Below are 22,386 nucleotides of genomic sequence, written 5' to 3' on the forward strand. Positions count from 1 at the left end.
GTGCAGACGCGAACGTATTCGACCGGAGCGGCCTTCCGCGAGGGAAGATCGGCGGCCTGAGCCCCGGCAACCGCGGCGAAGCCGGCGGCAGAACCGAGGAGGAGGCTCTTAACGAGCTTCATTGGTAACCTCCAAAAGAGTTTCGAGACCCTCGGGCTTCGGCGTGTTCTTGACGATCGGCCCCAGGAGACCAAACCGGCGAACCCGCCTATCCCGGTCTTTCGCCCACGTCCCTGAACCATTCAGAGGCGAAGACGAAAAACAGCGACCGGGAACGTCCCGACGCACCTTCACAATACGAAAGGCGGGTGGCCGATCAACCTCAATCACCGCGCCGGGGCCAATTGTCGACCCCCTGTGGCTATCAAGCCACATCTACGTTACCTGCGGGCCGAAGAATTATAGAGATAAACAGACACGGTACATGCCGCAGTCCGGCATCATCAGTGAATATAATTGGTATATAAAAGATTAATATTCCAATTAATGCTCGGATTTCGCCCAGTTAATTCAGTAATCAGCTAGAATCGAACCTCAAAGCCGGCAGGCCTAGGCGGCTCTAGAGCCACTATTTGAATCAAGTACTTATTTATTCGGGCGGCGTATCATTGGCGCCAGAACAATAATGTTTCTTGTCAAAATCCTGTTAAATCTGATGCTTTAACAAGCCTGCGGTTGGTTCACGCAATAGACAATAACGTTATCGCTGGCCGCACGTCCGAATCATGCAGTAAGCCGATCGGCAAACCTCGGTCGGCGAGTTGAAGAAGGCGCTGCGAACGGGGTTCTGTCAGCGGAGCTGGACACGGTGAGGCTGCTGCCGGGAAGCCTCCTCGCCGCAACGCTTCGAAGGAGACGGGTCGGGGCGGCAGCTCGAAGGTGGAGTTGCGGATACCGCGTGACCGGGAAGACACCTTTGATCCGAAGCTGATCGCGAAGTATCAGCGCCGCTTCCCACATCACATTCCCCCCGACGGCTCCTTCGGGATCGGAACATAGTTTGGATCGGATTGGAGAGCGTAGGCAGCGTGCTATCGCTGTCCGTTGTCGACGCGAAGATTGAGCCATGCTCTGCCCGTCAGCTCTGGGCTGAGCGCGGCGTCGAATCAACGGTCAAGAATGCGAGCTTAATGCGCGACCACATCGGGAGAGCCGTCGAACGCTTCAGAAGCGCCGGCTCGCCATTGTACCTGTCGAATCATTGACACTGGCGCTTTCGAGTTTTCCTCAGGAGGATAATCAACTTCCGGATGGTCGATGGGCTTGCGGTTCGCAGGTTTGAACCGAAATTCCGCGCCCGACACGATTCGAACGTGCGGCTTTAACTCGAGGACAGTCTACCCAAATGCAGAAGGCCTGAAGGTCGGCTAACGGCCTGGCTAACAACCGATTTTTCATGAACCAAGACGCCCGAATGCGGGACGCTGTCAAAGTCCCGAACGGGCCAGCCCAGTATCATCGCGGAGCCGATTTCTCCGCACAGGCCGCCAGGCCTCCGTCGGCCCAGCGCTTGCAGTAATCGCAGCGAAAGCGAAGCACGATCCACGGATCGTGCCGGAGATCCGTCTCCAGGGTCGGCGGAATGGTGGGCCTGATCGACATCGGAAGATGACATTTGACTCGCGCTCGAATGAGAACAAAATTAGAACATCCAAGCACCCCAAGGAGTCAAGCTATGCTGCCGTCGCCTACCCCCGCAGGAACTGCCCTGTCTGGCCGCGAGGCCGAGCAGATCATCGCCCGCGGCGGGAATTTCGAGTTGAGCCGGGTCCAATTGAACATCGGCGAGGTGCAGAAGCTGGTTGTTTTCGATCCGCCCTATCGCCTGGCGAATGGCGAGGACTACGCCTTCTTCCTGCCGGGCGACGGCAAGCCGCAGCTCTGGCTGGTCGAGCAATCCGCTGGCGACCCTTGGCACTGGCTCCGCGAGGCAAGGTGCGTCGGGGTCAATGACAACGAGGCGACCCGTCACTGATGAGGCGGGGCGCGATGATCATCACCGACACCCTGGAATGGTTGGCGGCCCGGCAGCGAATGGCCGAGATCGAGAACGCGCGCCCTGGCAGCCCCGAGGCCGACGAATGGGCGGAGCTCGACTATGCGGCCTACTGCTGGGAGGAGGACCACATGCCGCCGCTCATATTTGAACTCTGTCCCGTACTATCGCCGATCAACCGCCTCCACATCCCGTTCTGAAAATGCCCATGCCGCCCGACGAATGCTCGACCAAACTTGACGCTCCAGAGACTTAACGACTTTGCTGCGGGGGCTGGCCAACATCTCCATCTCGGGCGTTGCTGCGGGCAAGACGAGCGCGGGCGATCGAAACGTCAGCGAGTGCGCAACCGGAGTGGAGGGTCACTAGCCTTTGATCCGCAAGTTGTAGTTACCTCTACCTCGCGGTATAGCGAGCCACTACATCTCGGAGATTAATGATGCGCTTCCTGCCCGGCGTCGCCATCGCGGCGGCGCTTTTTTCTATGCCGGCTCTTGCCGGAACAGGCTGTCTCCCAGCGACCAACCCTGTCAGCCTGGCTGGGGCGCCGTACTTCGAGTTCACCGATAAGGACGCGGCCAATCGCTTCCTGAATGTACCGGCTGTGGCGCCGGTCTCGGGAACGAAGCTGCTGCTCGGGAACTTCGTCGACATCCTGCTCTTCGACACGGAAGCGAAGACGATCGGCCGCCTAGAGACGCGAGGACTGCCGGGGAAGATCCAGCCCGCCGGCGTGGCCTATGAGGCGAAGGAGAAGCTTGTCTTCTCCGCAGATTATCTGCTCAACAAGGTGTCGATCTTCCGCTTCGACGGGAGCTCGCTCGACTTCCTGTTCGAGATCCCCGGCATCGTCTCCCCCGAAGGCGTCGCCTTTGACGAGGAGGCCCGCATCCTATCTGTCGCCGAATACGACGGGCACGGAGCTTCCGCGTGGGTGATCGACATCGAGGCCAAGAGCTATCGCCGGCTCTGGCGCCATGAGGTGGGATACGCCCACGGCGTCACGACCATGGGTGGACGGGTCTATGTGACCGGGCTGCTTGACCGTCAGATTCACGTCTTCGACCAGGCCAGCGGCGCGAAGATCGAAACCTACGGGTCGCAGGGCTGGAATCCGAAGAAGCTTCAGTTCCTCTGGCCGACGTCAATCGCGCCGGACGGCCAAGGCAACCTGATCGTGGCGGATGCCGAGAGCGGTTATGTTTCAGTGATCGACCCCAAGACGAAGGAGGTCCGCGCCGTGATTGGTGGTGCCGGTCCCGGGAGGGGCGGGCTCTCGCAGCCGTACAATGCTGTCGTGGCAGACGGGAAGCTGACCATCGTCTCGACGAAGGATGAGCGCTTTGTGTCGATCGACTATCCGAGCTTATGCGTAACTGCGTCTTATGTTCGTCACGACAATGATTGGGCCCATTTCGACCGGGTAAATCCGCCAATGCAGGCGGATGAAGGCGACTATATGTGGTCGTCGGGCCCCGAGATCACGTTCTTCGGAAACACCTTTGTATTCTACAACGCGACGCTGAGGAATAAAGCCACTGGCAACATATTGCGTGTAGGCAGCTCGATCGGACCGAATGGTTACGTCCAGTATAAGCAGATGCAGTATATCTCTGAGAACGGGTATGAATATCTATTTTCGCCGTACGCATACAACGGGCCTTCGGTGATGGCTCGAAGAGGAGGACGTGTATTCGTCGCGAATTTTCGGGCAGACCTTGGCAGAGACGGGATGATCAAGAATTGTTGGGCGGCGAACGGCATCGTCTGTGCAGAAAGAGACGGCTACGATCTGCCTCGTATGCGCGAGATCCTTGGCGGGTGGATCGACGATATTGAAGTGGGCCGCTGCGCGAATGGCTTCGTGCCAGCTTCAGTGCTCGATGAATCGCTGCGCAAGCTCGCAAAAATTTCAGGGATGGAGGTCACGACAGCGAAGGACATCTTTATGACGGACCAAGGGAAAGCATTCTACGAAGCCTACGCTTCGGCACCGACATGTGACGTCGACCTCAAGCGTGTCACTGCGCTCGGCAAGCAAATCATGACAGACCCTCGCTGGGCGTCGATCTACGAGTTGTCGATCGTGTCGGCGATTTTGCCTTCCGAGAGTGGGACCGCCAGGCGCTCTAGCGACGGCGATCACGGGTTGCCGGGTAACGATCAACCGCGCGGTGCCGGCATGATTTCGGGCGCTCGCCGCGGCATCTTGCTCGCCGCGCTCTTGGGCGCCTTAGCGCTTTTCGGCGGCGCATACATGAAGGGCAGAGCAGACGGCGAACGGCGGGGAACTGCGAGCCAGAGTTCCAAGTGATGTTTATCGAGGAGAAGGGTCGGCCATCATGCGCGCTCACGGTTGAGATCGAGCGGCCGCGCCAGATCAAGGCGCAGGGCTAAAGCGCGAAAAGGCCCGCCACCCATTTCGGAGCGCCGGGCCAAGTTCAACAGGGAGGCGTCAAACAGAGCGGCAGGAGCCACTCGACGGCCGCTTACGAGGGCCAGGCGATGGCCAGGCGAGCGTGCCCGGCAATTGTCACGTTCTTCGGCGGCGTGGCGGTACCGTGCGCCCGACATCCTGCAGGCTTCGCTCGAGGTCGCGAATGCGATCGCGCAGTTCGTCCTCTTCGGCCGCGGCTTCGGCCTCTTGCCGATCGCGCATGATCCGGAGAACGCCCTCCAGAGCTTCCGCGATGCGCTTCAGATCCAGTTCGATTTCTCGCACCGGCCGCATGTCAGCGATCGTGCCGCCCGCCAGGATAACGTCTGATGTGCTCGCGGTCGGGCCCGACTTTCGCTCCTTCAGATACTTCGCGGCGGCGAGCCACGCGGCGACCAGCCCCACGCCAACCATTGCACCAATGTTCTCGATGGTGAGGGAGCTAGCATCCATCTTTCTGGGCCCTGTCCATCTGGCCGGCATCCGATGCGGCCGCGACCACGTTCATCAGGTCGAGCACCAGAAGGCCGGGATAGACAGCAAGGCCAGTCGTCGTCGCAGAGCCGGCCCATAAGCCGAAACTGATCTGAAGCCACAGGAAGCAGCTTAGGAACGAAGCCAGCGATCTGACGTGCGGCGACCAGCGGCCGTACCATGTTGAAGAGAATGTGCCGTTGACGATCAGAGCTGCGAGTCTGAATAGGCCAATCGCTATCGCCGTGACCGCCCAGGTGCGCTCGCTCGCCATCACCGCCATCTGAGCCCAGACCAGCGACTCCTCGAACGCCGGACTCGGCGGCAGCAGGATCAGCCCCCAAGCGACCAGAATGCCCGCCAGCACCCATTCCGAGCGCCTGGCGGGGAAGTGGTCGTGGATGCCGCGATAGATGCGCAGGATGATCATGACAGCCACGGCCTATCGCGCCGTCACCGACGGATCGTCGAGCTTTCGCGCAATCTCCGGAGTAGCGACGATACGCGTCACCTCGGGCAGTGCCGCCGCCGACGCGACAAGACCGGCCTTCCGGCGCACATAGAGCCCCCAGACGGTGGGGATTAGCCACATGACAAAGGCGATGACGACCTGCTCGCCGGATGCATCAAGCCACCCCTTGGCGGCAAGCATCGCGGCCACGGACTGGACCAGCGTGCGGATGAAGCTCAGGATCTGCTCGTTCATGGCGATTTCCTTTGTCAGGCGCCGTCGCGCACGGCGATCGCTGCCGCATAGGCGTCGGCTGCGAATTTCAAGGCTGAGGCGACGTCCGCAGGCGGAGCGTCACAGATCTTGTTCACCGCGACGGCTGCCTGCTGGGCGGCCAGGCGATTGCGCTCGGGGGCAAACAGCGTCGCGCTGAGCGCGACGGCTCGGAGCCCCGCGCAATATTGCTCGAGCTTTGCAGAGGCCTTGGCGACTTGACCGTCGGCCTTCGTGCTCCCGATCACCTGGCCTGCGCCGGCCGCGATCTGCCCCCAGCCCGCGGCGGAGGTGGAAGTCTGGCAGCCGGCAAGCGCCAGCGCGCACGCGACGGCGACCGCCGCGAGGATCCGGTTCATGACGATGCTCCGATGTTGGAATGCGGCGTGCCCCGCCGCTACGGGGTCAGTCTCAGACCAAGTGGCCGAGTTCATCCTTGCGGACGTCGAAGGACGGGCAAGCTTTGGCCGAATGAAGGTAGCCAGCGTGCCCGCAAACACTTATGTTCGTCAGATAGATGGAGGCGAACATGCTGCCTACAAAGTTTGAGCTTCAGTCGTATTTGCTGTACGAGCGGGAGACCGGCCGGAGTGACCGGCGTCTCTTATCGTTCCGACCGTGGGGTCTGGCGCGCTTACATCCATGTTGGCGGTCGCATCAGGTCGCTCGGTAATTTCCCGACGATTGAAGAGGCCAGCGCCGCGCGACGCCGGGCAGATGAAGACGCTGGCTATCATGCAAACCATGGCCGCTAGACCAGCTTTCCCAGGTCATCTTTCGTAACATCAAACGAAGGGCAGGCCTTGTTTGCATAGGCCCGGTGCCCGGTGACTTTCTTGACGGTGGGGTAGCGGGCAATCAGCGCTTTCACATGCGCGAGCAACGCCGCCTCCTGGGCGGGGGTGCGGGTATCCTTCGGCGTCTTTCCATCAGCCGCGAGGCCGCCGACATAGACGACGCCGAGCGTGCCGGTGTTGTGGCCGGCGACATGCGACCCGATCTCGGCTTCAGGCCGGCCCGGCGCAACGGTGCCGTCGAGCAGAACGACCCAGTGATATCCGATGTCTTTCCAGCCTTGGGCTTTATGCCAACCCCGGATCGTCTCGACCGAGACCGGCCTGCCCTCAGGCGTCGCCGTGCAGTGGATGATGATCTCGTTGATCACGCGCCTGGTCGGCGGCAGAGCAAAGACCGAACCGGCCGGCGGTGCGCGGGGGTCACCCTTGGCCGCGATCGCAGCCTGGAGAGCTCTGATGGTCTGCGGTCCGACAATTCCGTCCGCGGCCAAACCGCGACCGCGCTGGAACGCCTGGATCGCTGTTCTCGTCTTCGGCCCGGCGATGCCGTCGGCCGTCAGCGAATAGCCAAGCGAAAGCAGCGCGGCTTGCACCTCGCGAGCGTTCATATCGATGATCCAGAAATGAGGAAGCCGCCCGGAGATGGCGGCCGTTGCGGCGTGACGCCAAGTTTGGCTTGCTGTATAGGTTCGGCCGTTCCGCCGAAGTGAAGGGTTATGGCCCGCAGGATCGACGGTTATCAGATCGGAGCATTAATTTGACTGAACCCAGCCGCCCGGCTTTCCTAGACCAAAGGCGAAGGCTCGTTCTAGAAAGCCAATCGGAGCGAGTTTATGTTGTCGCGCGATCTAAGAAGACTTCCTTAGTTGAGATTTGGGACGGGCCATTCCTCACGGGAGTCTGTTGCCTGAGGCCCAGTGAATCCATTCTTTCAATGCTCCGTGCAGTCAAAATAACACGTCATAGGTGTCGAACGGCCAAGGGACGCTATAGAGAACCTTACCCCAAGCACGCGGCAGAAGCTTCTTTAGTCTACTTACGATCAGTTAGATAGTGATCGAACACGGAAGTTCAGCGCGCGGCCAGCATATCATACTTGAATTTTACTTGGGTAAACGCTCAAAAAAGAAATGGGCAATAAATGACAACTACCGTCGCTATTCATCAACCAAATTATTTGCCTTGGCTTGGTTATTTCGAGAAAGCTATGGCGGCGGATACTTTTATCCTCCTCGACCATGTGCAGCATATACGCCAAAGCCTTACGCGGCGCACCTATGTAAGAAAGCACGCTGGGTCCGCAGATCGCTCTTTAATAACGGTCCCGCTTCGCGATCACGATCGCTTTACTCCGATTAGCGAATTGAGAATTAAGGGCGCCGATTGGATCAAAGATCATCGCAACAAGCTGAACGAAGTGTACAGAAACGCACCATATTACGAATCCGTATGCCATAACGTATTGTCGAAACTCGACCTCTTCAAGGATGGAGACTTACTCTCGGAGTTCAACTTCGAACTGCTTCGTACTTGCTGCGTCTATATCGGAATCACTGCATATTTTCGAATTTCATCTAGGATGTCACACTCAACTTCGGGCTCCAAGCTGATGGCTGAGCTAACCGAAGCTGAAGGCGGCTCAGCATACTACAGTGGCGGCGGAGCAAGCGAATACACAGATGAGTGCGACTTTGGAGCGAAAGGCCTTGCTATCTCATATCAGCGGTTCTCCGAGTATACCCGCGAGAAACCTTACGAGCAGTTACAGGGGGAATGGCTTCCCGGCCTTTCGGTAATCGACGCACTTTTCAATATAGGCCCCCTCGCTACAAGAGAATATATTCTCGGATACTCTACTTGGCTTAGATCTAAACCATTAGAGCAGGACTACGATCCTCTTCTAACCTCTAATTCGGCACCGATCTATTAACCAAGGAGCAGAACAATGAGGAACGGCACTGATCTGCAGTTCGCCGAAATGGGGCTCATCGACGACACCGACACAGCGTCGGGCAGTTCGTCGGGCGCCAGCATCGTCCCGGTCGCGCCAGCCCCGCGCAGGCGGCTGGAAGCCACAGACGGCTGTCGAAACGTCAACCAATGCACAACTCTCATTGGGTTTGCCCCTAGCGGTGTCGAACACCGACCCAGCGCAGCCATTCTTGCCAGCCTGCCTCTGCCGCAGCGCGAGCCGACGTCAAATCGTCCGCAAATCCCAAGCGATTACGCTCCACTGGATGGTCGCCCACGCTCCAGCGATAGACATCCTGCTTGACCCCAGCTTGGCCAGCGCGAATGACGAGTATATCGCCAACCTGCCGGCCGTTCCTGGCGAGCCAGAAGTTATCTCCTACAATATGTTCGAGTTCCAGCTCCGCGCGAAGAGTCGGCTCTCCAGTCTCGAGACCGAGAGCGAGGAGCGCCTCATTCCAACTGTCGGCGAGCGCCCGCTCGGCACCGTGCTTACTATCGATCTCGCCAATCAGCGAGATAGGAAGCCCATCGGGATTAAGAAGCCAGCACCAGCCGCCGCGATACTCGTCACCCTCGGCAATCAATCCGACGCGATAGGTCCTAGATAGAACGGAGAACGCGTTTTTGCGAATTGGGTGGGGGACAATGTGCAGCATGCGCCCCACGAACATACTTTTGCGCAGATCGTCAACCTGGAGGGCTCGAAGAGCCCGGATTTTGGGTCGATCGGACGACCTGCCCGGCCATGCGGTGTATGCCACGTCATGCGCGCCCCGGCTACGTCCCGCACCTCAGCCCACTCGCCTCAAGAATCACGAAACATCTCAAATATCGAGGTACTTCGACCCTCCACCTTCCCGCCCTCCGGCAAATAGGATACTGGCAACCCTCTTACAAAAGGGGCCCCAACCTTGCCTTACAACAAGTTCGACGAGCTGTTTTTCTCCTTGCTGCGCTCACCCGCGGGCGATGTACTCTCAGCGAACGGCCAAACCCTGACTTGCGCCAAGTCGGGCGCCGCCTTCCCGATCGTGAATGGAATCCCGCGCTTCGTCGGCGCTTTGGAGGCCGGGCAAGAGCAGGTCCAGGGGACTTTCGCGTATAAGTGGAACAGAAACCCTAATTTCGGGATCGCCGGCGAAACCGCGAAGATCATGACCGAATGGATGATGCCCGTCCTCGGGTGGAAGGACGAGAGAGAGTACGCTTCCTATCTGCGCGGTCGAAAAGTGATCCTCGACGCTGGATGCGGTAATGGCCGCGAGACAATCCGGCTTGCTCGCCTCAACCCCGATGCGCTGGTCATTGGGCTCGACATTTCTGACGCCGTCGATCAAGCCATCAAGAATGCGGAGGGTATCCCGAACATCCGCTTCATCCAAGGCGATCTATGCCAGCCACCACTTGCCCGTGGCGCTTTCGATTACGTCCATTCGTTCGGCGTTCTTCATCACACCCCCGATACCAAAGCGGCCTTCAGTGCGCTGGCACCGCTCCTCTCCGCAGAGGGCGAGTTCGCTTTCTACGTGTATGCAAAGAAGGCTCCCATTCGCGAATTCTCTGACGATTATGTCCGGGAAGAAATCCGCAAAATGTCCCCAGCTGACGCGTGGGATGAGATGGAGCGGCTGACACTTGTCGGGAAGGCGCTTTCGGACCTGAAAGCAGAGATCGAAATCCCGGCCGTTCCTACGCTCGGCATCACTGCCGGAAAGCACGACGTACAGCGCTTACTCTACTACACGGTCATCAAATGCTACTGGCGCGACGGATGGTCCCTCGAGGAGAACACACACATCAATTTCGATTGGTTCTATCCGCAGTACGCTTTCCGTCACACCGCGGGAGAGGTTCGGGGGTGGCTCGATGAGGCAGGACTTGTCGAGCGCGACTATGTCTCAATCCCAGCGGGCATGACGTTTCGCGCCGGACGCGTTTCCTAAGGGTAGAATTGAGCGAGCCATTCGGCCTGCGATTTCACCCGATAGTTCGCCTGCAGACTCAGCACCCAAGCTGATCGTCCTTCCATTCCAGGCGGCAAATACCACCAGACCTCTCCGTTGGTCGGGTGGTCGATCCCTGGGATCTGAAGGACGCGGTCGAGCTCGGCGTTGAAGTCGGCCGGATCCTGCATCGTCATTTCCTGCCAGGCAGTGACATCGAACTGCCCGGCAGCAGATGGCTCGATCGAGTAGCCATCGAGCGCAAGCGCAGCGCGCGACATAGCGCCATTCAGAGGGACGACGTCCTTCAAAGCGGAGCCGGCGGCTGCCTGATATCGAAGGTTGTTGGCCAAGTCGAAAGTGACCCAGGCCCCCCCGACCTTGGCCTCCAGCAGTACATGACCATCATAGTAGCCATTCGGCGCCCCCGCCGTCAGCGTGCGAACCGTCCGACTCTGAATGCCAATGCTCGGGCTGTCACAGATTGCTTTCGCCCATTCGACTGTTTTCCCACACAGCATCCTAAGCTTCGAGGTCGTCGCCCTGGTGGTCTTGTCGCCGATGGTTAGACCCTCGTCGGCCCTTCCGTTGACGACGCACCAGGCCAGAGCCGACATCATCGCAGCCACGTCGGACTGAAACACGATCCTCTGCTGCGTGTTCTGCATTCCGGCGGCGAAGAGGTAACGCCCCTCGGCCGCGCAGTCGTAAGTTTCTCCGCCATAGACATAAAGACCGGGCGGTATCACGAGGCCCGCGGGGAGCGGCACGCTGGCCGGGATCTTTCCAACCGGGAACGACGAAGCCCCCAAAAACCGTTTCGCAAGAGCCATGTGCCGAAACCTATTTGCCGAGGAATGCGGCGGAGAAGTTGACTGGGAAGCTTAGGTTGACGCCAGCCGAATGCCCGGCAGTCACGCGGATCTTGTTTCCGGCCGCCAGCTTGATGCTGGCGCAGTTCGTATTCGGCTGCGGACCGAAGATCTGGGATGGCGCGCCAGCGCTGTCCTGATTGGAGGCGATCGAGGCCCAGGTCGTTCCGCCATCGGTCGAGATGTCAATCGTCAAGACCCAGGGGTATGGATTGGCAGTCCCCCCCGTCCCCGCCCTGGGCAGATTCGTATTCACGTAGGCCGCCAAGCTGAAGAATCCGTCTTCGCCGGCACCGATAGTCAGAACTCCGCCTGTGAAGGTCGAATTTGGTCCAAGCTGGTTGGTGACAGTCCCATAGCTGGAAATCAGCGTCGTCGGCACGCCGCCCGATGCGATGCTATTGCTTCCCGGCGCAGCATTGATGCCGTAGAACGGCGCTGAGTTGATCGTTGACCTGACTTGGCTAGGCGACAGAGGGGTCTGCAAGCGGAACCCTACACCATCGTACCTGACGATGATCATCACTGTGCTTTGGATGTCGTTGGCCACCATGGCCGAGCCGTCGGGCCAGGTGACGGCCTTGGTCCCCAGGGTGTCTACGTTGATGGTCACAGCCCCCGTGCTGGTCGCCTCCGCAATGAAGACAACCGGAACGCCGACCATCTGCGCATAATCGGTGAATGCCGGATCGAACGCGAGGGTGATCGCATTGGCGCTGCCCGCCACATTTGCCGCAGCGATGAAGTTCAACCCCTGAGATCGAACCGCCTTCGTCAGTCGCAGCAGGTCCGTGTCGTCGACCGTCTGACCTGATTTGGTGATGGCGCTCGCAATCTGTCCGGTCTCCCACCAAGCGAGCCAGTCGAACAGCGCACGATCGGCGTCACCGCACCCGAATCCGTTGGCGAGTTCGTCAGCGTCGGGCGCGCGTCGCGTCGCGCTCGCCGCAAACGGCAAGTTGATGGCGGCCATGGAGGCTCCTTAAGCGCAGGTGTAGGTGAGCGGATCGGTCGGGCAGATGAACTCGGCACTCTCGCAGAAGCCGCCCCATCCCTCTCCGAAGCCAAAGATCGGGCCGGTTCCGTAGTGGATCATGCCCTTGATGCCCGGCGCGATGGGGAGCGTCCTGAATACGACAGGAACGATCATCGTCTCGAAAGCGGTCAAGGCGCGACCTGGAGCGAGTGTGACCTGCCCCACGCTGCTCGACACCACTGACGCCGTAGAACCCCAGACGTGCCGCGCCGCGGCCTGCAGGGAGGCAATGTCGTAGAGGCCCAGCACTTGATAGCGACGAGCCTTCAGCATGCCACGATAGATCTCATCATCGGTGATGCAGACCTCGCCATTTCCCAGCGAAGGGCAATCGGACCAGGTCGTTCCGTGCTCGCAGAACCCCGCGATGCGGTCGGACGAGGAAAACGGGCCGCATTTGAAGCCGAAGACCTTCGGTGCCTCGCAGACGCAATGGCACCGCGGTAAACCCAGCCACTTGCCGACAATGGTGAGCTGATCACCGACGGCCGAATCGATATCGAAGAAGTCCGGAACCGCGCACAGCTTGATCGCTGCCGCCTCGCCTTCAGATAGGATGGCGCGGATCAGGCCGAGGAATTTCACCGCCTCGCGATACTGGGTCGCGATCTTATTGACTTCTTCCTCGACCAATTCGCCCGCGACCGGGCATGCACGCTCAGCCATCGGCTACACCGGAATGATGGTGATACGATCAGCCGAAACGGCCATGATCTGGAAGAAAGAGATTGCGATCGGGACGGCACCAACTGCGGCCGGCGTCACACTCGCACGGACCGCAACAACCCGAGCATTCGGATATCGACTCTCGATCGCCTGGCGGATCAGAAACTCCGTCACGTCCTGACCATTGCGTGGGCGATTGACCCCGGTCAGCGACTGCCCAAGCCCGGCTGCAATGGCGAGCGCTGAGGGCGGCGGACAACCGCTGCGATCAGGTTCTGCGTCGACATCGACCTCAATCGTGACGTTCACCTCAGTCGGACGGATGATCTTGATCGACCTGCAGAAGCCTTCGATTGTGGTTTCGAGTGTCGTATTCCCATAGGTGCCGATGCCGGGAACTACGTAAGCGCGGATAGTCCGCGCGATCTCATCATCATCGCCACCGAGGATTGCAACGGCGACGCTGTGAGCACTGATCCCGTCCGCATCCGCAATGTCGCCATCGTTCACATAGGTCTGAACCCATGCGACTCCGGAAAGAGCGGACAGAGCCTGCGACAGGTCCGACATGTCGATGCGGGCCCGCCCAGCATTTGTGATTGCCTGTCGGAAATCGATGTCGCTCTCGCCTGCAGAACGGGAGAGGAGCCGGAGCTTTCCGACCTGATCCAGCCGAGCCCCCTCCGCCTGATCTGGATCCATGCTCTGGTAGACCGAGAGAGCGAGCTCCCACAGCTTGGCGGCCAAGTCGGCATGCAGGCCGTTCAACTCTCCCAGCGGAGACGCCGCAGTCTGGATCACCCCCGGCCCGAAAGTCGGGACGTTGTCCGCCTCAATGTCGGCAAGGATCTCCGGCAGCCGCTTCAGCTCGAAGCCGCTTGGGATGACGCCATAGACCATCGGGACCTCAGAATTGAATGTCGATGACGTCGTCGAAGACGGTAGCGACCTGGCATCGCTCGATGCGCAGGCCACGCGATGCCCGGTCATAGACCGCGCTGAATTCGAGAATTTCGGAGACGCCGGGCGTGGCCGCGATCTCTGCCTTGATGATGCTCTCGGCGAGCGGGAGCTCAGAAGGCGGGCGCCCGAGCACGTAGCGGGTCCACTCGACGCCCGCGTCGAGGTTCAAGAACCATTCCGCCCGCCAAAGCATCAGGCGCTGGCGGATATGCTCGCCGATCGCCTCCGCATCGAATACGAGGATGGGCGAGCCGGTTTCGTCCAACCGCAGATCATTGTGCGGTTGGATCGACAGGCCAACAAAGTCTGCCATGGCTCAGGCCTTCATCCCGTCGATCTTGGCGATAAGAGCCGTTGCGGCGGCCTGCGACGGTGCGTCAGTCGCGGCGCCACCGTTCAGGTGATCTTTGATCAGCACCAGCGCGGCGCGGACAACGTCGAGGAGGCTGTCGCCGCTCTCACTCTTAAGGTCGATCCTGCCGGCGGCGTTGACGACAAGCTTGTCGGAGCCGTTGGGGCCTCCGACGATGGCCGATGATCCGTCCGAACGCGATTGCAGCCCGCTCTTGCCATCCGACTTGCCGAAATGGGCGCCGCCCGCCGGCATGTTGGTTTGGACCTGCGAATCTGAGCCGCCGCCGGGGAAGGCGACCGCATCGGACAAGTCATTCATTCGCCCCGGCGACCCGTCGGCGTCCCCGCCTTCGGTCTGGCTGGTATCGGTGTTGCGCTGGCGGAAGTGGATCGTAACAGGATCGCCGGCCGCCAGGTCGACGTGGACGCCGTGACCGCCGCCCTTCGCCTGGACGACCTTGATGTTCTGCAGCTGCGGCGCCGCCAATTCCTTGTCGCCGAACTTGCGCTTCAGCTTTGGCTGGATCGTCGCCTGCTGGGTCGCCCTGTCGTAGCTGACGATCGTGCCGTCCAGGACCGTGTTGATCTCCCGGCGCTCGGCTTCGATCACGGCCGCGAGCGCCTCATGGCCGCTGCGGCGGGTCGATGTCCCTTGGTAGCCGGCCATTCACTTCACCACCTTGCCGCCCTCGACCCGATTGCCCTCGGCATCGACATAAAATTCCTCGCCGCGGTTGGTCCCGCTGAAGATCACCTCTGAGACGCGGAAGATGCCGCCCCCGTCGTCGCTCTTGCGCTTGTCCTGGCCGCTGGCTTCGTCGAGAAAATCCGAACGGACATCGATCATGCGGCCCGGCGCAATGCTGGGGTTCAACAGAGCCTTGACCTTGCAGCCCTTGTCCGTGACCTCGGGAATCCCGACCATGCCGGTCTCCTTCGAGACGACAGTGGTGCCGTTCAACGTCCGGTCGTTCTTGACCGCCTGGAACTCACCGTTCTGGATCGACCAATAGAAGCCATGCTCGCGACCGAGCTTGTCGAGCTCGCGAAAGCCCCATCCGTAAATCGAGACGGGTCGCTTGTAGGCAGGAAGATCGTCGATCCCCTTCATCTCGCCTTTCGTCGTCCCGGGCATTTCGCCGATGATGTGCTCGATGATGGCCTTGGGCTTGGTGCCGGCAGGGAAGGTCTTGGACACCGCCCCCTTGCCGATTCCCTCGTCGCCGTCGCCGCACTCCATCTCCGACTTCACGTCGGCTGTTTCCTTCGTGTGAGTGACGTCGCGGATCGACCCCTTGAAGATCGTCGAAACCGGCCCCTCGGCATATCCGGCTTTGAGCTCGACCTTGTCGAATTCCTCGCCGAGCTGCCGGCGGTGGCTCTTGGTCAGGTTCCAGACAGAGATCGTCGCGGTGTTCTGCTTCGACCCGATGCTCTTGGAGACGCTGAAATCGATCTTGAGGTCGCGTACGGTGATCGAACCGGCCTTGCCGGAGATCGTCACCTCGACGACGCGCTTCCACTGGCGATAGCTCACGCGGCGGCCTCGGCAGGATCGTAATGGAAGAGCCGGACCCGGCCAGACGGCAGTTCGGTACGACCCGGCTCGACGTCGTCCTCGCCCCAAGGCGCCGCGACGATGCTGCCGATGCCGAGATTGAACGGTGCGAGGAGATCGACGCCCAACACAATGCGACGTCCTGACAAGGCGCGAGCGCCGTCAATATCGAGATCGAACGACCATCGGTTCGCCCAGGTCGAGTAATTCACCCGGAAATCGCAGCGCCGGCCGGCAAGGGTCGTCGTGAACGCCTGCGACGGGGCGTCGATGATGGGCAACTCGCGAAATGCCATGGCTCAGTCGACTGCGATCGCGTTGGAAAGGATCGAGTTAGTGTTCGAGGGGATGCTCTGGCTCGTTCGCGCAGAGACCTGACCGCGATTGGTCGTCTTCTTGGCCGCGTCACTGTCGGTCGTCCCATCATTACCGTTCGCGCCGCCGCTCTCGGTGTTGACGATGATGACTTCCTGACACTCTGCCTCGAACTTCAGGACGCGGCCGTGTTCCTTGTCCCGCGTCGCGCTGATCCGTTTGATCAGCATGTTCGGATAGACCCTCAGCCCAGTCACGAGGCTGAAAGGCTCGGCGGTCTCCTGGACCGCAAGGATCTGCTGGAACGCGGCAACGGCGCGGGTGCCGTCAACGACGGATTCCAACGTCACCCGATATGGAGTGCGCCAGGCGTGATCGCTGATCTTCGCTCCGCTCTCGACGGGATGCTCGGCGATTTCCATCTCCGCCTCGTGCTCTTCCCAGAGCACGACGTCGACGAACACGCCGCCTATCGCGCGGCCAACGAGAATGCAGCTCATGGCGCTGTCAGCGCTCCAGTCGAGGTGTTGGCGCCCTTGGTCGAGATCGCCCCAAGGACCGCGTTGCGCGCGGCCGCAGCGACGGCAGCCGCATCCTGCTGAAGCGTCTGGTTGACCGTGACGTTCTGCGTCCGGTGATCGTTTCCTATGTCGCTATAGGTGCGGCTGTCGGTCTTGGCCTCCGCAGACTTCTGCATCTTCGCCGCGTTGGTCTCGGGCGAGATTTGGCGGCTGATCCACTTGAGCCAGGACTCAGGCTGGGGGAGAGACGTGTCCTTGTCGCGCGCTGGAAGAGCGTTGCGGCGTTTGTATTCCTCGAACTGCTTGCGCTCAGCGTCTACGATTGTGCGGCGCCTGACCTCGCTGGCGGTCTCGTCACGCGTCCCGCCGAAGCCAGAAGCCCGCCGTGCTTCGCGCTCCGTCTCGGTGCGCGCGTCGTACTCGCCCTTGGTCTCCTTGATGAGACCAGTCGCCTTGCCGAATTTGAGGATGGAGTCGAGGAAGGAATTGAGCGGCGGCAGAACGTGCGTGGCGAGCGCGACTCCGAGATCGGTCAACCGGTCGGTCGTGCCCTTCAATAGAGCATCCACTTTGAGGCCCGCTTCGATGGCCTGCTTGGCGACCTCGCTTTGCTGCCCCTCCGACTTGTTCGACGTCGTCGGGAAGAGGCTCGCCGCCTTAGCGATGATGGCCGGAAGATCCTTCAGCGCGATGCTGTCGAGCAGCACCTTAAGCTTGCCGCTGATGCCGGCATCCTCGGCAAACTGTTCGTTCTTCCTGTCCTGCTCGATCGCCTTCTTACGCAGAGCGGCGGCCTTCTTCGGCGCCTTGCTACCAAGCGCGTCAGCTTGCTTGCGGAGGTTGGCAGCCTGCTCGGTCGCGCGCTTGTAAGCCTGAAACACATCCAGGGCGATGGCGGCGCTGTCTCGGCTCTGCCCGGTCTTCGGGTCGACGTTCAAGCTCTGGTCGATGCCAAAGCCCTGGAACTTCTTCTTGGCTTCGACCGCGTCGTCACCGCCCTTCCGGATGGTCCTGGCGACTTCATCCATCGCCCCGACGACCTTCTTGGCCTCATCCTCAAACCCATCACCGAAGCCGGCGACGCGGAGAACATTGCCAACGGTCTCGAGGTTTTGCGCGCTGGTGCCGATCTCCTTTGCGGCGAGCGAGAACTCACGGCGTGCCATGGCCGCTTTCGACCCTGCCCGGGCAAACGCAAGAGCGACTGCGGCTAGACCCGCGACAATACCCAAAACGGCAGGAGCGAGGCGGAGGGCAACCAAGAGGACGCCGCGAAGGATACTGACGGCAACTCGGCCGGCTCGGCGGAGGCCCGACATGGCCGTTGTCAGCAACAGCACACCGCGGCTCGACTTCTTCGACTCGGCGCCGAGCTTACCAACGCCAACAGCAGCGATCCCGGCGGACGCGCCGGCTTGCTTCAATGGGTTGGCGGACGCAATGACGCTGCTCTTCGTCGCGTCGAACTGCTTGGCGGCTGCCTTGAGTTTGGCGAGGCCCTCGACCTCAAAGCCCAGCTTGGAGACGAGTTCCTCGATTACGGCCATAGCTGTTCCTATTCAGGGATGAACTCGGCCTCCCTCACGGTGAAGCCGCCGCGGTATTCTTCGCGGATTGTGACCTTGAAGATCAGCGAGCCCCGACACTCTTTCGGGTGTCCTGAAGCAGGAGCGCGGCTACAGAACCGCTCCAAGTGGTAGATTGTGCGCGGCGTCATGCCCGCGTCGTCCAGTTTCGCACCGGACGTCCCGTCGCGAACGACGCCGCCGCTGTATTGGGCGAAGCCAAAAACCATGACGCCGTCAATGCGCACGGTGTCGCCGGCCCATGCTGGGCGGTTTCGCGCTAGCTCCGCGAATGTGACAACCCGAGGCGTCGCTTGTGCCCCCGCTTCCCCCGCGACCAGCATTATCCCGACCGCGACAAGCGCGCGCATGTGCAACCTCCATCGAAAGCGACGAATGATTGCGGGAGCCGGCGGCGGAGTCGACGGGATCACCGCCCAGGTCGTCCCGCCTCCTCAATCGCCTTCGCCGCCATGTGCTCCTCGATGTCGAGCAGCTCGTTCATGTCGAAGAGGTCGTCGAGAGTGTAGACCGTCCGAAGCTCATGTCGGGTTGCGAGCGGCGGGTCGCAGCGCGTCGGCCGCCAAAGGAAGAGGGCATCTGCAATATTGGGAGCGATGGCGCGGACCTGCGACGCGGACAGGCTTACGCCGCCGGTCGCATTCTCTGGAGGACCGAGCCCGCGCCGTCGGCGAAAAAACTGCCAAACTCCGTCTGCAGCGCAAACATCGCGACCGCGAGGAGCTCCTGAAGATCCATGATGCCGGGAACGGCCTGGTCGCCGTCAATGTGGCAGTGGCGGACCATATCCATGATCAGGGTGAACACCGCTTCGTTGTCCATCTGGCCGACGAATGATGCGATGGCGCTCATGGCAAGCAAGTCGCGCTGGCTGTCGTCCTCAGCGGCGATTGCCTCGATCAGACCGGAGGCCGGGCCGAGCACCTTAAGGACGCGCAAAAGCATCTTCAGCCCATCGTCAGCCGGCAGCCGGTCATAACGAACCGTCCGCCCGTTGATTTTCTTCTCGGCCATCCCTCACCTCTTGCGCGTGATCGCGCGAATGCGATCGCTTTCGGCGACCTTGGATTTGATTTCGTCGATGGCCTGGCGCGCGGCGCTGGCGGCTTCGTTCATCCTGCCAGCGGCCAAGGAGCGAACCGCGTGGGATGCCGCCTGGCGCGCGGCTGTGCAGCGGGAGCAGGTCATGGGATGAATCGGCATAAAGTCCCGTTGCGGAAGCCAATCTAATCCGCTTCGGTGAGGGAGGCCCTGGCTTATCGAAGGGCCTGGGGGGCTACGCATTGAAGACCGGCTTATTGATAGGACTCGCCACGCTCGTCGCATGGCTCGTCTGGGCATTCTTTGGATTCAAACTCGGCCTGTGGATTTCCAACTCGACAGCATTCGAAACGGCCGGCCAATGGGGCGATACATTCGGCGCATTCAATGCGCTTATCAGTGGCTTCGGTTTTGTGGCGGTCATCCTGACCCTGCGATCACAGGGACAAGCACTGAAACTTCAGCAAAAGGCGCTGCAGCAGCAGCAGGACGACCTCCACCGCCAAAGATTTGAAAGCACGTTCTTTGAACTGCTCCGTCTACTGCGGGATTGTAGGGCGCAAGTCTCTACAAAGAACATCGAAGGGAATTCCTTCAATGGGATTGAAGCATTCGGTAACGCCCTCAAAAGAATCCTAACTCACGAGAATCTAGGATTTCGCCTTCCCGCAGGGAATAATCCATATACACAGGTGTACAGTAAGGAAATACACGTCAACTATGAGGTAACGTTGAGCCCTTATTTTCGGGTGATCTACCGAATTTTGGATCGATTGCGTAAGGATAATGTTCTGTCGCGTCAAGAAAAACTTTCTTACGCCAAACTCCTTCGCGGTCAACTCAACAGCTCAGAGCTGGCTTTGATTGGCCTGAATGGGAAACTCCCGCTGGCCAAGGATTTTTCAACGCTGGTAACGGAGTATCGACTACTAAAATACCTGCCTGCGGGGGCGATTAGGAACGAACTGGAGCGGCTTTATCCTTCAGAGGCATTTTTGGGCCATGAGGACTGAGCGATGAGTGATGCACAAAACGAGAAATTCGACCGGCTTCAGGCCGAAGTTTCTCAACTCCGCGAGCTCGCGATGATGCAGACAGCCTTGCTGCAGATCATCGCGATCAAGCTCGGCATCGGTCCCAAGGAATTCCAAGGGCTATCACCGAAGCCGATTCCGACCCCGTTCGACCTCATGGACGAACTGAAGAAGCGGGATCAGGCCGCCGGGTTGTAGGTGATGTCGTTCTCCTGCCAGCAATTGCAGAAGATGACCCATTCCCGCTCGGTCGCGTTGGCGCCGTAACTCTTGCTTGGCTCCTTCGTGATGACGGCCGAGGAGCAGCCGCCGCCCTCCCCTGTGCTGGTGTCGCGGATGCCGATCGTGATCAGGCGCTGGCTGCCCATCCGCATCGCCTTCACGCGCTGCTCGAGATAGGCGTTCATCGCCGAGTTCGGCATCAGCTTGATGGTGACGGTCGCGGACTGGTCAGCCGAGATCGACACGACCGAAGCGCCGTCGGCGCCGGTTAGCGGCGTGCCGAGATCCGTCGGACGCTCGACGACGACCGCGTCATCGCCTTCCCAAAGCCCAATGACCTGCCGCCCGTCGAGCGTGACGGCGACATTTTGCATCGAGTAGAGCGTGAGCGGCGGGCAATTCACAGCCATGGAAGGTGCTCCTGGTCAGAAGGGCTGCCGGATCAGAACCGGAGCGTGATCGAGGTGCTGGCGTAGTGGATGGCGCCGGCGTAGCGGAAATCGACCTTGATATCGGGCGCGATGCGGTTGCGGCGCTGTGAGGCCGGGATGTTCTCCACCCGATCGACGCTGATCTTGTACTCGGGCGTGACCTCGGAAGCATCGTCAGTGAACTCGGCCGCGACCACGCCGGCGGCGACGCCGCGCCTCATCACCCCATCGACCGTGTTGGTCAGGATCGCGACCCCGGGGTTGGTGAAGGGGATGCGGTCATTGTTGGCGAGGGTCGAGAGAAGCGCCTCCCGCATCCGGGCGACGATCCAGTCGGACGCGTGGATCTCGTCGATGAAGGCTCCGGAGCCGACCGACCCCTCGACCACCATCGGCAGGCCGCCAATGTCGACGTAGGTGTTGGCCCGGTGACCCTGCGCGGCATCGATCCCGAGCCCCGGGACGAAGCCAGTGATCGCCTGGACGACGGCAGAGCCCTTGTTCAGGGTGGTGATGCCAGCGAGCTTCTTGAACTTCGCCGTGTATGCATTGCCGCTGTTGATATCGCCGCGCTGTGCCGCCAGCTGGTTACCGCGGTCGAGGTCGCGCGTGGCGCAATAGGCCAGCAGCGCCAACGCCGGATAGAGCGTCGCGTCGGTGTGGTAGAACACGAACGAGCGGTCGTAGCCCTTGCTCTCGATGTATTCCGCGATCGAACCGCCATACTGCGGGTTCGTCGCCGTATGCACGCCGGTCTGAGAACCGGTCGTGTTGATCGCGGAGCCGCCGGCCGTCGCAGCGAGCTGGAACGTGTTCGTCGCCTGGCTGACGACGTAATAGGTCGTGCCGGCGATCAGCCCAGTGGGCAGCGTGCCCGTGGTCGTGAGAACGACCGGATCGCCATTGACCAGCGTGTGGCCGGTCCAGGTGACGACGCCCGGCGTCGCGATCGTGATCGTAACGGTCGAGGTCTTGTCGGGAACGGCCGCGGCAGTCTCGGTGCTGACGTCGTTCGATTCCAGACCCTGCAGCACGGACTTCGACTGAGCCCAGTCGGCCGCAAGCTGCTGGTTGATGGTGTCGCGGATCTCGGCGGTGAAGCCAAGCCAGTAGAAGTCGGGGTCCGCCGCATAGATCGCGTCAAGTTCGTCGGTGATCGGGTTCGCGCTGTTGCGGTAGCCGATCTTGATCTGACGCGGACGCGGGTTCTGCGCGAACATCGCCGAGGCCGCCTTATAGGCCGCGTCTCCGCTGTCGAAATCGACCCCGACCTCGGTCATATCGCTGTAGAGCTTGGTGCGGTGGGTGGCGTCCAGGACGCCGGCGATCGTGTCAGGCTGCACGATCAGCGCGACAGAGAAGCCGGTCGCCGTGGCGAAGCGGTCCTGGCGCGTCAGGGGGACATCCACGACGCGGCTATAGGGAAGGCGGGCCATGCGCGG

27 protein-coding genes and 1 pseudogene are annotated in these 22,386 nt (G+C 60.8%); 8 read left to right on the forward strand and 20 right to left on the reverse strand.

Annotated elements, in window-relative coordinates; all coding sequences use genetic code 11:
- Positions 1–834 precede the first annotated feature (834 nt).
- The 4 genes and pseudogenes from AC1DW9_RS21020 to AC1DW9_RS21035 form a co-directional block, all read left to right on the forward strand.
- A pseudogene (locus AC1DW9_RS21020) lies at positions 835–957 on the forward strand (transposase); the annotation flags it as partial.
- Between the two features lie 718 nt (positions 958–1,675).
- A complete protein-coding gene (locus tag AC1DW9_RS21025) occupies positions 1,676–1,975 on the forward strand; it encodes a hypothetical protein (protein WP_476855171.1) in 300 nt (99 codons plus the stop codon).
- Between the two features lie 14 nt (positions 1,976–1,989).
- Positions 1,990–2,196 carry a hypothetical protein gene (locus AC1DW9_RS21030; protein ID WP_476775733.1) on the forward strand — a complete coding sequence of 69 codons (207 nt, stop codon included), beginning with the start codon at positions 1,990–1,992 and terminating at the stop codon, positions 2,194–2,196.
- Between the two features lie 239 nt (positions 2,197–2,435).
- Positions 2,436–4,310 (forward strand): NHL repeat-containing protein, encoded by a 1,875-nt coding sequence (locus AC1DW9_RS21035; RefSeq protein WP_476775732.1) that lies wholly within the window; start codon positions 2,436–2,438, stop codon positions 4,308–4,310.
- Between the two features lie 219 nt (positions 4,311–4,529).
- On the opposite strand, the gene AC1DW9_RS21040 is transcribed toward AC1DW9_RS21035, so the two are convergent.
- From AC1DW9_RS21040 to AC1DW9_RS21060, 5 genes are all read right to left on the reverse strand, one after another.
- Complete coding sequence (locus AC1DW9_RS21040; RefSeq protein ID WP_476775731.1) at positions 4,530–4,847, reverse strand: hypothetical protein; 318 nt, start codon at positions 4,845–4,847, stop codon at positions 4,530–4,532.
- A gap of 28 nt (positions 4,848–4,875) precedes the next feature.
- Positions 4,876–5,346 (reverse strand): hypothetical protein, encoded by a 471-nt coding sequence (locus AC1DW9_RS21045; protein ID WP_476775730.1) that lies wholly within the window; start codon positions 5,344–5,346, stop codon positions 4,876–4,878.
- 3 nt (positions 5,347–5,349) lie between these two features.
- Positions 5,350–5,613 (reverse strand): Pam3-gp28 family putative phage holin, encoded by a 264-nt coding sequence (locus tag AC1DW9_RS21050; RefSeq protein ID WP_441505461.1) that lies wholly within the window; start codon positions 5,611–5,613, stop codon positions 5,350–5,352.
- A 14-nt stretch (positions 5,614–5,627) separates the two neighbouring features.
- Positions 5,628–5,990, reverse strand: coding sequence for a hypothetical protein (locus AC1DW9_RS21055; protein WP_476775729.1), 363 nt, complete (start codon positions 5,988–5,990; stop codon positions 5,628–5,630).
- 392 nt (positions 5,991–6,382) lie between these two features.
- Entirely contained in the window at positions 6,383–7,036 is a 654-nt protein-coding gene (locus tag AC1DW9_RS21060; protein ID WP_476775728.1) for a peptidoglycan-binding protein, read from the reverse strand.
- Positions 7,037–7,569: 533 nt separating this feature from the next.
- On the opposite strand from AC1DW9_RS21060, the gene AC1DW9_RS21065 reads away from it, so the two are divergent.
- The gene (locus AC1DW9_RS21065; RefSeq protein ID WP_476775727.1) at positions 7,570–8,358 is read left to right on the forward strand and encodes a WbqC family protein; all 789 of its coding nucleotides are present in this window, start codon (positions 7,570–7,572) and stop codon (positions 8,356–8,358) included.
- A 196-nt stretch (positions 8,359–8,554) separates the two neighbouring features.
- On the opposite strand, the gene AC1DW9_RS21070 is transcribed toward AC1DW9_RS21065, so the two are convergent.
- Positions 8,555–9,058: a hypothetical protein gene (locus AC1DW9_RS21070; protein WP_476775726.1), complete on the reverse strand. Its 504-nt coding sequence runs from the start codon at positions 9,056–9,058 to the stop codon at positions 8,555–8,557.
- 255 nt (positions 9,059–9,313) lie between these two features.
- Here AC1DW9_RS21070 and AC1DW9_RS21075 point away from each other — a divergent pair, with 255 nt between their 5' ends.
- Positions 9,314–10,345: a methyltransferase domain-containing protein gene (locus AC1DW9_RS21075; RefSeq protein ID WP_476775725.1), complete on the forward strand. Its 1,032-nt coding sequence runs from the start codon at positions 9,314–9,316 to the stop codon at positions 10,343–10,345.
- On the opposite strand, the gene AC1DW9_RS21080 is transcribed toward AC1DW9_RS21075, so the two are convergent.
- The 12 genes from AC1DW9_RS21080 to AC1DW9_RS21135 form a co-directional block, all read right to left on the reverse strand.
- A complete protein-coding gene (locus tag AC1DW9_RS21080; protein WP_476775724.1) occupies positions 10,342–11,178 on the reverse strand; it encodes a hypothetical protein in 837 nt (278 codons plus the stop codon). The two genes, AC1DW9_RS21075 and AC1DW9_RS21080, sit on opposite strands and share 4 nt — an antisense overlap.
- A 10-nt stretch (positions 11,179–11,188) precedes the next feature.
- Complete coding sequence (locus tag AC1DW9_RS21085) at positions 11,189–12,190, reverse strand: hypothetical protein (RefSeq protein ID WP_476775723.1); 1,002 nt, start codon at positions 12,188–12,190, stop codon at positions 11,189–11,191.
- A 9-nt stretch (positions 12,191–12,199) separates the two neighbouring features.
- Entirely contained in the window at positions 12,200–12,919 is a 720-nt protein-coding gene (locus AC1DW9_RS21090) for a baseplate wedge 1 family protein (RefSeq protein ID WP_476775722.1), read from the reverse strand.
- 3 nt (positions 12,920–12,922) lie between these two features.
- A complete protein-coding gene (locus AC1DW9_RS21095) occupies positions 12,923–13,819 on the reverse strand; it encodes a hypothetical protein (RefSeq protein ID WP_476775721.1) in 897 nt (298 codons plus the stop codon).
- Positions 13,820–13,826: 7 nt separating this feature from the next.
- Positions 13,827–14,195 carry a contractile injection system sheath initiator gene (locus AC1DW9_RS21100; RefSeq protein ID WP_476775720.1) on the reverse strand — a complete coding sequence of 123 codons (369 nt, stop codon included), beginning with the start codon at positions 14,193–14,195 and terminating at the stop codon, positions 13,827–13,829.
- A 3-nt stretch (positions 14,196–14,198) separates the two neighbouring features.
- Positions 14,199–14,903 (reverse strand): Gp138 family membrane-puncturing spike protein, encoded by a 705-nt coding sequence (locus tag AC1DW9_RS21105; protein ID WP_476775719.1) that lies wholly within the window; start codon positions 14,901–14,903, stop codon positions 14,199–14,201.
- Positions 14,904–15,773 (reverse strand): phage protein, encoded by an 870-nt coding sequence (locus tag AC1DW9_RS21110; RefSeq protein ID WP_476775718.1) that lies wholly within the window; start codon positions 15,771–15,773, stop codon positions 14,904–14,906.
- Positions 15,770–16,090 (reverse strand): phage baseplate plug family protein, encoded by a 321-nt coding sequence (locus AC1DW9_RS21115; RefSeq protein ID WP_476775717.1) that lies wholly within the window; start codon positions 16,088–16,090, stop codon positions 15,770–15,772. The genes AC1DW9_RS21110 and AC1DW9_RS21115 overlap by 4 nt, the downstream gene beginning before the upstream one ends.
- A 3-nt stretch (positions 16,091–16,093) precedes the next feature.
- Positions 16,094–16,609, reverse strand: a complete 516-nt coding sequence (locus AC1DW9_RS21120; RefSeq protein ID WP_476775716.1) for a phage baseplate protein — start codon at positions 16,607–16,609, stop codon at positions 16,094–16,096.
- Positions 16,606–18,177, reverse strand: a complete 1,572-nt coding sequence (locus AC1DW9_RS21125) for a hypothetical protein (RefSeq protein WP_476775715.1) — start codon at positions 18,175–18,177, stop codon at positions 16,606–16,608. Before AC1DW9_RS21125 ends, AC1DW9_RS21120 begins: the two co-directional genes overlap by 4 nt.
- Positions 18,178–18,185: 8 nt before the next feature.
- Complete coding sequence (locus tag AC1DW9_RS21130; RefSeq protein WP_476775714.1) at positions 18,186–18,566, reverse strand: hypothetical protein; 381 nt, start codon at positions 18,564–18,566, stop codon at positions 18,186–18,188.
- 274 nt (positions 18,567–18,840) lie between these two features.
- Complete coding sequence (locus tag AC1DW9_RS21135; RefSeq protein ID WP_476775713.1) at positions 18,841–19,230, reverse strand: phage tail assembly chaperone; 390 nt, start codon at positions 19,228–19,230, stop codon at positions 18,841–18,843.
- A gap of 269 nt (positions 19,231–19,499) precedes the next feature.
- Between AC1DW9_RS21135 and AC1DW9_RS21140 the strand changes: the two genes are divergently transcribed.
- Together AC1DW9_RS21140 and AC1DW9_RS21145 are read left to right on the forward strand one after the other, a co-directional pair.
- The gene (locus AC1DW9_RS21140; RefSeq protein WP_476775712.1) at positions 19,500–20,270 is read left to right on the forward strand and encodes a putative phage abortive infection protein; all 771 of its coding nucleotides are present in this window, start codon (positions 19,500–19,502) and stop codon (positions 20,268–20,270) included.
- Between the two features lie 3 nt (positions 20,271–20,273).
- On the forward strand, positions 20,274–20,489 hold the full coding sequence (locus tag AC1DW9_RS21145; protein ID WP_476775711.1) for a hypothetical protein: 216 nt from the start codon (positions 20,274–20,276) through the stop codon (positions 20,487–20,489).
- Here the strand turns inward: AC1DW9_RS21145 and AC1DW9_RS21150 are convergent.
- A complete protein-coding gene (locus AC1DW9_RS21150; protein ID WP_476775710.1) occupies positions 20,471–20,923 on the reverse strand; it encodes a phage structural protein in 453 nt (150 codons plus the stop codon). The two genes, AC1DW9_RS21145 and AC1DW9_RS21150, sit on opposite strands and share 19 nt — an antisense overlap.
- Before the next feature lie 32 nt (positions 20,924–20,955).
- On the reverse strand, positions 20,956–22,380 hold the full coding sequence (locus tag AC1DW9_RS21155; RefSeq protein WP_476775709.1) for a DUF3383 family protein: 1,425 nt from the start codon (positions 22,378–22,380) through the stop codon (positions 20,956–20,958).
- Between the last annotated feature and the right edge of the window lie 6 nt (positions 22,381–22,386).

The sequence above is a fragment of the Allobosea sp. P4_E12 genome (genome assembly GCF_056401655.1).

What these genes read in the sequence shown, in the direction of transcription:
- AC1DW9_RS21025 (WP_476855171.1), top strand. Translation starts at nt 1,676, where the DNA reads ATGCTGCCGTCGCCTACCCCCGCAGGAACTGCCCTGTCTGGCCGCGAG.
- AC1DW9_RS21030 (WP_476775733.1), top strand. Translation starts at nt 1,990, where the DNA reads ATGATCATCACCGACACCCTGGAATGGTTGGCGGCCCGGCAGCGAATG.
- AC1DW9_RS21035 (WP_476775732.1), top strand. Translation starts at nt 2,436, where the DNA reads ATGCGCTTCCTGCCCGGCGTCGCCATCGCGGCGGCGCTTTTTTCTATG.
- AC1DW9_RS21040 (WP_476775731.1), bottom strand. Translation starts at nt 4,847, where the DNA reads ATGGTTGGCGTGGGGCTGGTCGCCGCGTGGCTCGCCGCCGCGAAGTAT.
- AC1DW9_RS21050 (WP_441505461.1), bottom strand. Translation starts at nt 5,613, where the DNA reads ATGAACGAGCAGATCCTGAGCTTCATCCGCACGCTGGTCCAGTCCGTG.
- AC1DW9_RS21055 (WP_476775729.1), bottom strand. Translation starts at nt 5,990, where the DNA reads ATGAACCGGATCCTCGCGGCGGTCGCCGTCGCGTGCGCGCTGGCGCTT.
- AC1DW9_RS21060 (WP_476775728.1), bottom strand. Translation starts at nt 7,036, where the DNA reads ATGAACGCTCGCGAGGTGCAAGCCGCGCTGCTTTCGCTTGGCTATTCG.
- AC1DW9_RS21065 (WP_476775727.1), top strand. Translation starts at nt 7,570, where the DNA reads ATGACAACTACCGTCGCTATTCATCAACCAAATTATTTGCCTTGGCTT.
- AC1DW9_RS21070 (WP_476775726.1), bottom strand. Translation starts at nt 9,058, where the DNA reads ATGCTGCACATTGTCCCCCACCCAATTCGCAAAAACGCGTTCTCCGTT.
- AC1DW9_RS21080 (WP_476775724.1), bottom strand. Translation starts at nt 11,178, where the DNA reads ATGGCTCTTGCGAAACGGTTTTTGGGGGCTTCGTCGTTCCCGGTTGGA.
- AC1DW9_RS21085 (WP_476775723.1), bottom strand. Translation starts at nt 12,190, where the DNA reads ATGGCCGCCATCAACTTGCCGTTTGCGGCGAGCGCGACGCGACGCGCG.
- AC1DW9_RS21090 (WP_476775722.1), bottom strand. Translation starts at nt 12,919, where the DNA reads ATGGCTGAGCGTGCATGCCCGGTCGCGGGCGAATTGGTCGAGGAAGAA.
- AC1DW9_RS21095 (WP_476775721.1), bottom strand. Translation starts at nt 13,819, where the DNA reads ATGGTCTATGGCGTCATCCCAAGCGGCTTCGAGCTGAAGCGGCTGCCG.
- AC1DW9_RS21100 (WP_476775720.1), bottom strand. Translation starts at nt 14,195, where the DNA reads ATGGCAGACTTTGTTGGCCTGTCGATCCAACCGCACAATGATCTGCGG.
- AC1DW9_RS21105 (WP_476775719.1), bottom strand. Translation starts at nt 14,903, where the DNA reads ATGGCCGGCTACCAAGGGACATCGACCCGCCGCAGCGGCCATGAGGCG.
- AC1DW9_RS21115 (WP_476775717.1), bottom strand. Translation starts at nt 16,090, where the DNA reads ATGGCATTTCGCGAGTTGCCCATCATCGACGCCCCGTCGCAGGCGTTC.
- AC1DW9_RS21120 (WP_476775716.1), bottom strand. Translation starts at nt 16,609, where the DNA reads ATGAGCTGCATTCTCGTTGGCCGCGCGATAGGCGGCGTGTTCGTCGAC.
- AC1DW9_RS21125 (WP_476775715.1), bottom strand. Translation starts at nt 18,177, where the DNA reads ATGGCCGTAATCGAGGAACTCGTCTCCAAGCTGGGCTTTGAGGTCGAG.
- AC1DW9_RS21130 (WP_476775714.1), bottom strand. Translation starts at nt 18,566, where the DNA reads ATGCGCGCGCTTGTCGCGGTCGGGATAATGCTGGTCGCGGGGGAAGCG.
- AC1DW9_RS21135 (WP_476775713.1), bottom strand. Translation starts at nt 19,230, where the DNA reads ATGGCCGAGAAGAAAATCAACGGGCGGACGGTTCGTTATGACCGGCTG.
- AC1DW9_RS21145 (WP_476775711.1), top strand. Translation starts at nt 20,274, where the DNA reads ATGAGTGATGCACAAAACGAGAAATTCGACCGGCTTCAGGCCGAAGTT.
- AC1DW9_RS21150 (WP_476775710.1), bottom strand. Translation starts at nt 20,923, where the DNA reads ATGGCTGTGAATTGCCCGCCGCTCACGCTCTACTCGATGCAAAATGTC.
- AC1DW9_RS21155 (WP_476775709.1), bottom strand. Translation starts at nt 22,380, where the DNA reads ATGGCCCGCCTTCCCTATAGCCGCGTCGTGGATGTCCCCCTGACGCGC.